6 protein-coding genes are annotated in these 8129 nt (G+C 63.4%); 1 reads left to right on the top strand and 5 read right to left on the bottom strand.

Going from position 1 to position 8129, the window contains the following annotated elements; genetic code table 11:
* Positions 1 to 583 (top strand): peptidoglycan-binding domain-containing protein (locus tag XANALMUS060_RS19125; RefSeq protein ID WP_161795458.1); only part of this gene is annotated, 583 nt, incomplete at its 5' end.
* Positions 584 to 1044: 461 nt separating this feature from the next.
* Here the strand turns inward: XANALMUS060_RS19125 and prpF are convergent.
* From prpF to prpB, 5 genes are all read right to left on the bottom strand, one after another.
* Positions 1045 to 2238 (bottom strand): 2-methylaconitate cis-trans isomerase PrpF, encoded by a 1194-nt coding sequence (gene prpF, locus XANALMUS060_RS16200; RefSeq protein WP_045739323.1) that lies wholly within the window; start codon positions 2236 to 2238, stop codon positions 1045 to 1047.
* A gap of 119 nt (positions 2239 to 2357) precedes the next feature.
* Positions 2358 to 4970 carry a Fe/S-dependent 2-methylisocitrate dehydratase AcnD gene (gene acnD / locus XANALMUS060_RS16195; protein WP_045739322.1) on the bottom strand — a complete coding sequence of 871 codons (2613 nt, stop codon included), beginning with the start codon at positions 4968 to 4970 and terminating at the stop codon, positions 2358 to 2360.
* Between the two features lie 149 nt (positions 4971 to 5119).
* Positions 5120 to 6283 (bottom strand): 2-methylcitrate synthase, encoded by a 1164-nt coding sequence (gene prpC, locus XANALMUS060_RS16190; protein WP_045739321.1) that lies wholly within the window; start codon positions 6281 to 6283, stop codon positions 5120 to 5122.
* A gap of 67 nt (positions 6284 to 6350) precedes the next feature.
* Entirely contained in the window at positions 6351 to 6932 is a 582-nt protein-coding gene (locus XANALMUS060_RS16185; RefSeq protein WP_052688223.1) for a DUF1003 domain-containing protein, read from the bottom strand.
* A gap of 38 nt (positions 6933 to 6970) precedes the next feature.
* Positions 6971 to 7858: a methylisocitrate lyase gene (gene prpB / locus XANALMUS060_RS16180; protein ID WP_045739320.1), complete on the bottom strand. Its 888-nt coding sequence runs from the start codon at positions 7856 to 7858 to the stop codon at positions 6971 to 6973.
* Positions 7859 to 8129: the final 271 nt, after the last annotated feature.

The raw sequence follows: 8129 nt of genomic DNA, 5'->3' as shown, positions 1-8129 counted from the left end.
CGGCGACCGCGGCGCCGCCGTGCAAGCGTTGCAACAACACTTGCAAGCCATCGGCGCCACCGATCGCGATGGCAATGCCATCCAGGACGACAAGCACTACGGCCCACGCACCCAACAGGCCGTGGAGAACTTCCAGCGTTTGGCTGACCGCGAGGCCACCGGCATCGCCGACCCAGGCACGCTCGAAGCACTGCAAACGCATGCCCAGTTCGCCACGCGGCAGAAGACACAGCACCTCGCCATCGACCGCCATCTGGCAGACCAAGCTAAGCCTGCGCCTTCCCATTCGACCGATGCCGTCGCCGAGCGTCCGGCCCAGCCTCGATCCGACCTAAGCACTGCGCAGCAGCAAGACGCACCCAAGGCACTGGAACCCTACAGCAGCCCCACATCCCCGCTGCACGCGCTCTACGCGCAGACGCAGACCACCATGGAAGAAAAGGGCATTTCGATATCCGAGGAACGCCTGCATCAGGTCGTCGGCAAGATGGCGATCTACAAAATGAGTGAGTCCAGAAGGGAAAAACGATTTCGTGGTCAAGGGCGATATATTCGAGGGGTACGATCTCGATGTCTTCTATAAGCACTTCACGCTGGACCTGCGTGAGCCAGCCCCATCGGTGCAGTCCACGCTCCAGCAGGTGCAGACCCAACTGCAGACACAGGAAGCGGAATTGACAGCCATGCGGCAGCAACAGCAACAACAGCAGTCTTATGGCCGATAGCCAGACCGATAGCATGAGCGCCGCCGCAAACAACACACGCGGACGGTGCCTTGTTCAATAAACGCAAGACCGCCCACCCGCAAGAGGCGTTCAGCCACGCAAGCGCGCCAGCACCGCGCGCGTCACTGGGTCGGTGACCTCGCTGGCTTCGCCCTGCAACACCGCTATGATTGACTCGGCATCAATGCACTTGAATCAACTCGTGCCGCGCTTGGCGCGACAGCTTTCTCATGTCGGTTGCTTCCATCGTTCCTACATGTCACCCACTCAAGCATTTCAAGTTAAAAACTTCCGGATCGATAACACGCCCTAGCGACTCTCAGCCGAGTGCGACATCCGGCACCCGCACCCAGCCCTCCATCAGCACCCGCGCGCTACGGCTCATCAGCGCCTTGGTGACCGTCCACTGCCCATCCACCTGACGCGCTTGGGCACCGACCCGCAGGGTGCCCGAGGGATGACCGAAACGCACCGCGTTGCGCGTACCACCGCCAGCGGCACGGTTCACCAGCGTGCCCGGGATCGCCGCGGCGGTACCAATCGCCACCGCCGCGGTCCCCATCATCGCGTGGTGCAGCTTGCCCATCGACAGCGCCCGGACCAGCAGGTCGATGTCAGCGGCGGCGACCGATTTGCCGCTGGAGGCCACGTAGTCCGCTGGCGGTGCGACAAAGGCCAGTTTGGGCGTGTGCTGGCGCGTGGCCGCTTCCTCCAATGTGGCGATCAGCCCCATGCGTAGCGCGCCGTAAGCACGGATGGTCTCCAATCGGGCCAACGCCGTTGGATCGTCGTTGATCGCCTGCTGCAACTCGGTACCGCGATACCCCAGCGCCTGCGCGTCGAGGAAGATGGTCGGAATACCGGCGTTGATCAGCGTTGCCGCAAACGCCCCAACTCCCGGCACTTCCAACGTCTCAATCAGATGACCGGTGGGAAACATCGCGCCATCGGCACCGTCTTCATCGGCCGCAGGGTCGAGGAATTCGAGCGCGATCTCCGCTGCGGGGAAGGTGACGCCGTCCAGTTCGAAATCGCCGGTTTCCTGGACGCCACCGCCCGCCATCGGCACATGCGCCAGGATGGTCTTGCCGATGTTGGCCTGCCAGATCCGCACCGTGGCGATGCCATCGCGCGGAACCCGTGCCGGATCGAGCATGCCAGCGGCAATGGCGAATGGTCCCACCGCCGCCGAGAGATTGCCGCAGTTGCCGCTCCAATCCACGAACGCGCGGTCGATCGCCACCTGACCGAACAGATAATCCACGTCATGATCCGCACGCGCACTCGGTGCCACGATGACCGTCTTGCTGGTGCTGGAGGTGGCCCCGCCCATGCCATCGATCTGTTTGGCGTAGGGATCGGGACTGCCAATCACGCGCAGCAGCAGCGCGTCGCGTGCCGGGCCAGGCACCTGCGCCGCCGCAGGCAAATCCTGCAGCCGGAAAAACACGCCCTTGGAAGTGCCGCCGCGTAAATACGTGGCGGGAATACGGAGTTGTGCCGCGTAAGCCATGGCGGTTCCAGTCGGAGAGAACGAATCGATTTAGAAAACCACACGCAGCGCGAGCACGGCCGACTGCACCGGAATGCGCAGGCAGCCAGCGCGTTCGATGGCGCAAGAGCACCGCATCATCAGGCCGCCGACGCGTCGAGAAAATCCTGGGCGAAGCGTTGCAAAACCCCACCGGCCTCGTAAATGGACACGTCCTCGTCGCTATCCAGGCGACACAGCACCGGCACGTCCACCGGATCGCCATGCGTGCGCTCGATACGCAGCGACAGGGTCGCGCCGGGGCGGCGTTCGCCGAGCACCGCGAAGACCTCGCGACCATCGATACCCAAGGTCTTGCGTGTGGTTCCAGGCAGAAACTGCAGCGGCAACACGCCCATACCGATCAAATTGGCGCGGTGGATGCGCTCAAATCCCTCGGCGACGATGGCCTCCACGCCCGCAAGACGCACCCCCTTGGCCGCCCAATCGCGCGAAGACCCCTGGCCATAATCGGCACCGGCGATGACGATCAACGGCTGCTTGCGCGCCATGTAGGTCTCGATCGCCTCCCACATGCGCAGCACCTGCCCTTCCGGTTCCAGGCGGGTCAGCGCGCCTTGCCGGACCACCCCATCCACCACCGCCATTTCGTTGCGCAGCGTCGGGTTGGCGAACGTGGCGCGCTGTGCGGTGAGGTGGTCGCCGCGATGCGTGGCATAAGAATTGAAGTCCTCTTCCGGCACGCCCATGCGTGCCAGGTATTGACCTGCGGCGCTGTCGGCGAGGATCGCGTTGGACGGGGATAGATGATCGGTGGTGATGTTGTCGCCGAGCACCGCCAGCGCACGCATGCCGCGCAATGTGCGCTCGCCGGCCAGCGCCCCCTCCCAGTACGGTGGACGGCGGATGTAGGTGCTGTGCGGGCGCCACGCATACAGCGGACTGACCGGCGCGGCGTGCTCCACACGCACGTTGAACATCGGCGCATACACGCGGCGGAACTGCTCCGGCGTCACCGCCGCCCGCACCACCGCATCGATTTCGGCATCGCTGGGCCAGATGTCCTGCAAGCGCACTGGGTTGCCGTCGGCATCCACGCCGAGCACGTCTTTCTCGATATCAAAGCGCACCGTACCGGCGATGGCATAGGCAATCACCAGCGGCGGCGAGGCCAGGAACGCCTGTTTGGCGTAAGGGTGGATGCGGCCATCGAAGTTGCGGTTGCCCGACAGCACCGCAGTGACGTACAGGTCGCGGTCGATGATCTCCTGCTGGATGTGCGGGTCCAGCGCGCCGCTCATGCCGTTGCAGGTGGTGCAGGCAAAGCCGACGATGCCGAAGCCGAGCCGCTCCAACTCCGATAGCAGACCGGCTTCTTCCAGATATAGCTGCACGGCCTTGGAACCCGGCGCCAATGAGGTCTTCACCCACGGTTTGCGGGTCAGCCCGCGCGCGTTGGCGTTGCGCGCCAGCAGCGCGGCGGCAATGACGTTGCGCGGGTTGGAGGTATTGGTGCAACTGGTGATGGCGGCGATGATCACAGCGCCATCGGGCATGCGCCCCTGCGCCTGCTCGGCCTTGCCAGCCTGCAATTTGGCAACATCGGCGATACCACGCGCGGTCAGTTGCGTGGTCGCCACGCGCGTGTGGGGGTTGCTCGGGCCGGCCATGTTGCGCACCACGCTGGCAAGATCGAAGCGCAGCACGCGCTCATACTGCACGTTAGCCAACGCATCGGCCCACAAGCCGGTCGTGCGCGCGTAGGTTTCCACCAGTGCGATCTGCGCTTGCTCGCGCCCGGTCAGGCGCAGATAGTCGATGGTCTGCGCATCGATATAGAACATCGCCGCGGTGGCACCGTATTCGGGGCACATATTGGAGATAGTGGCGCGGTCACCGATGGTCAGCGCCGCAGCACCGGGGCCAAAAAACTCCAGATACGCGCCGACCACGCGTTGTGCGCGCAGGAACTCGGTCAGCGCCAGCACGACGTCGGTGGCGGTGATACCCGGCTGCGGTTTTCCGCATAGTTCGACCCCGACAATCTCCGGCAAGCGCATCCACGTCGCGCGCCCGAGCATGACGCTCTCGGCCTCCAGCCCACCGACGCCAATCGCGATGACACCCAGCGCATCCACGTGCGGAGTGTGGCTATCGGTGCCCACGCAAGTATCCGGAAATGCGACTCCGTCCTGCACGCAAACTACCTGTGACATTTTCTCCAGGTTGATCTGGTGCATGATCCCGTTACCCGGCGGAATCACCTCCACGTTGCGGAAGGCGTGTTTGCTCCAGTCGATGAAATGGAAACGATCTGCGTTGCGACGCTCCTCAATGGCGCGGTTTTTCGCGAACGCCTGCGGATCGTCGCCACCGCATTCCACCGCCAGGGAGTGATCGACGATCAGTTGCACCGGCACGACTGGATTGACCTGGGCAGGATCGCCGCCCTTGTCGGCGATGGCATCGCGCAGCCCGGCCAGATCCACCAGCGCGGTCTGGCCGAGAATGTCGTGACACACCACCCGCGCCGGAAACCAAGGAAAATCCAGATCGCGGCGGCGCTCGATCAGTTGCAACAGGGCATCGCGCAACACTGTCGGATCGCAGCGGCGCACCAGATTCTCGGCGAAGACCCGCGCGACATACGGCAAGGCGGCATAGGCGCCTGGGTGAATCGCATCGACTGCCGCGCGCGCATCGAAATACTCCAGCGACGTGCCCGGCAGGGAAAGACGATAGTGGTTATTCATGTCTGGCTGGCTTGGCCTGGCTGAAAAAACAAAAGCGAACCGGCTCTCGCAGCACGGGAAAGCGCTGCTCAAGATCTGCGCACGCTCGCCTGGGCTCCATGCTCAAGCACAAGGCAAGCGCCGACAGGTGGCGAGTGCCGAACCCCGCCTCAGCGCTGATCGATCGGCACGAACGCCCGATCTTCCGGCCCCGTGTAATCCGCGCTGGGACGAATGATCTTGCCGTCGATGCGCTGTTCGATGATGTGCGCGCTCCAGCCGGCGGTGCGGGCGATGACGAACAGCGGCGTGAACATCGCCGGCGGCACGCCCATCATGTGATAGCTGACCGCGCTGAACCAGTCCAAATTGGGGAACATTTTCTTGACGTCCCACATCACGCTCTCCAGGCGCTCTGCGATCTGGTACATCTTGCGATTGCCCTGCACTTCGGACAATTCACGCGCCACATCCTTGATGATCTGGTTACGCGGGTCCGACACCGTGTACACCGGATGGCCGAACCCCATGATCACCTCCTTGCGTTCCACACGCGCCCGGATGTCCGCCTCCGCCTCGTCCGGGCTGTCGTAACGTTTTTGCACCTCGAACGAGACCTCGTTGGCGCCACCGTGCTTCGGACCGCGCAGCGCGCCGATACCACCGGCGATGGCGCTGTACATATCGCTACCGGTGCTGGCGATGACCCGGCAGGCGAACGTGGAAGCGTTGAACTCGTGCTCGGCGTACAGAATCAAGCTGGTGTGCATCGCCTGAACCCACTCCTCGTGTGGCTTGGAGCCGTGCAACAAGCGCAGAAAATGCCCACCGATCGAATCGTCTTCGGTCTCCACCTCGATGCGCCGCCCGTTATGGCTGTAGTGATACCAGTACAACAACATCGAGTTGAGGCTGGCCAGCAGCTTGTCGGCGATATCCCGCGCACCGGGCGGATGATGGCCTTCCTTCTCCGGCTGCACGCAACCCAACACCGACACGCCGGTGCGCATCACATCCATCGGATGCGCCGACGGCGGCAATTGCTCCAACGCGGTCTTGACCGCCGCCGGGATCCCGCGCAACGAACGCAGCTTGGTCTTGTACATCAGCAATTCGGAGTTGCTGGGCAACTTGCCGTGCACCAGCAGATAAGCGATTTCTTCGAACTGGCTGTTGCGCGCCAGATCCACGATATCGTAGCCACGGTAGTGCAAATCATTGCCACTGCGACCCACCGTGGACAGCGCGGTGTTGCCGGCGGGAGTGCCTGACAGCGCCACGGATTTTTTCGGCTTGAAGGCGGGGGCGGTCTGCGGCACGTTACTGTCGTTCATGGCGAAATCTCCCGGATGTTGCGCTCGGATGGACGCAAGTGAATCATAGTGCTTGTGGCGCCGGCGGTCAGGCGCTGGCACGCCCAAGCAGTTGCTGCAACATGGCGATCTGACGCTCCTGCATGTCCACCAGCCTCGCCCAGTCCTGCTCGCGCAACTGATTGAGTTTTTCGTGTACCTGCAGGATTTCCAGTTCGGATTTGATGTTGACTTCGTAGTCGTTCTGCGCGCGCAGGCGATCCACGACCGCCTGACGGTTCTGGCTCATCATGATCACCGGCGCCTGGATCGCAGCCAGACACGACAGGCATAGATTGAGCAGGATGTAGGGATACGGATCGAAGGCATGCGCCAGCACCAGGCTGTTGAGCGCGATCCAGCCCAGCAGCACCACGCAAAAGCCGATGATGAAGCTCCAACTTCCGCCGATCTCGGCGACACGATCGGCGATACGCTCGCCCAGCGAGCGGTCGCGATCGGCCTGCGTGGCGATGTCGCGAGCCACACGACGCTTGGCGATGAAATGCTCCACCACTTCGCGCTCGGCCTCGGACAGCTTTTCCAAGTCGTTCTGCAGCAATTGCCGCGCAGTCTGGCGGCGATCGATGCGGCCGCGCGGCAGTGAGGATGGATCGGCGTGGGGATTCATGAACATACTCGGGCGGGAAACTGGGAAGCCGCCGCCCATCATGCACCTTTGCCGGCGAACAACGCATCCAGGCGCTGTTCGAAGGCGTGATAGCCGATGCGCTCGTACAGTTCCTCGCGCGTCTGCATGCGATCGAGCACCGCCTGCTGGTGACCATCGCGCCGGATCGCCGCGTACACCGCCTCGGCGGCCTTGTTGGCCGCGCGGAACGCCGACAGCGGGAACAACTGGATCGCCACCCCCGCTTGGGCCAATTCATCGCGACTGAAGAGCGGGGTCTTGCCGAATTCGGTGATGTTGGCCAGCACCGGCACCTGCACCGCCTCGACAAAACGCCGATAAGTATCCAGGTCGTAGGCGGCCTCGGCGAAGATGCCGTCGGCACCGGCTTCCACGCAGGCGATGGCGCGCGCGATGGCCGCCTCTACGCCATCGGTCTGGATCGCATCGGTGCGCGCGATCAGAAAGAAATCGGCATCGGTCTTGGCATCGGCTGCGGCCTTGACCCGATCCACCATCTCCGCCTGGGTGACGATCTCCTTGCCCGGCCGGTGGCCGCAGCGCTTGGCCCCGACCTGATCCTCGATATGGCAAGCAGCCGCGCCAGCCTTGATCAGCGCCTTGATCGTGCGCTCGATATTGAACGCACTGGGGCCAAAGCCGGTATCGATGTCCACCAGCAACGGCAGCGCGCACACATCGGTGATGCGACGCACGTCGATCAGCACATCCTCAAGCGTGTTGATGCCCAGATCGGGCAGGCCCAGCGAACCAGCGGCAACGCCGCCCCCGGAGAGATAGATCGCCCTGTAGCCGGCGCGTTGCGCCAGCAGGGCATGGTTGGCGTTGATCGCGCCGATCACCTGCAGCGGTGCTTCGGCGGCGAGCGCGGCGCGGAAACAGGCACCGGGAGAAACGAGGGACATGATCGACTCCTGAGCTAGAGGCGGCCACCCCGCAGCGGGTTCCGCGCTGGTTACCAATTTCGCACCATCGTCGACGTCAAGCAATCTTGATTCAATCCAGTACAGGCAGTCCAGGGCAATCCCAGCATTTTTAGCAATCGCTAAAAGTTGAGTCAGACAGCAAGTGCCTCATCCAGGCGGCAATGCCCAGGACCACCGCCACCTTGCCGGCCTTGATCATGGTCGCCATCGCCGATTCGCGCAGTTGACCGCTGGCGATGCGATAGCCCAG

This window comes from Xanthomonas sp. MUS 060, assembly GCF_000963215.1.
Classification (GTDB): Bacteria; Pseudomonadota; Gammaproteobacteria; order Xanthomonadales; family Xanthomonadaceae; genus Xanthomonas_A.
Note: the sequence above shows the minus strand (reverse complement) of the source record. Positions and strands in the feature narration are given on the sequence as shown.

Excerpts from the sequence above, each read along its gene's own strand:
- prpF (WP_045739323.1), bottom strand. The coding sequence starts at position 2,238 with ATGGCTTACGCGGCACAACTCCGTATTCCCGCCACGTATTTACGCGGC.
- acnD (WP_045739322.1), bottom strand. The coding sequence starts at position 4,970 with ATGAATAACCACTATCGTCTTTCCCTGCCGGGCACGTCGCTGGAGTAT.
- prpC (WP_045739321.1), bottom strand. The coding sequence starts at position 6,283 with ATGAACGACAGTAACGTGCCGCAGACCGCCCCCGCCTTCAAGCCGAAA.
- XANALMUS060_RS16185 (WP_052688223.1), bottom strand. The coding sequence starts at position 6,932 with ATGAATCCCCACGCCGATCCATCCTCACTGCCGCGCGGCCGCATCGAT.
- prpB (WP_045739320.1), bottom strand. The coding sequence starts at position 7,858 with ATGTCCCTCGTTTCTCCCGGTGCCTGTTTCCGCGCCGCGCTCGCCGCC.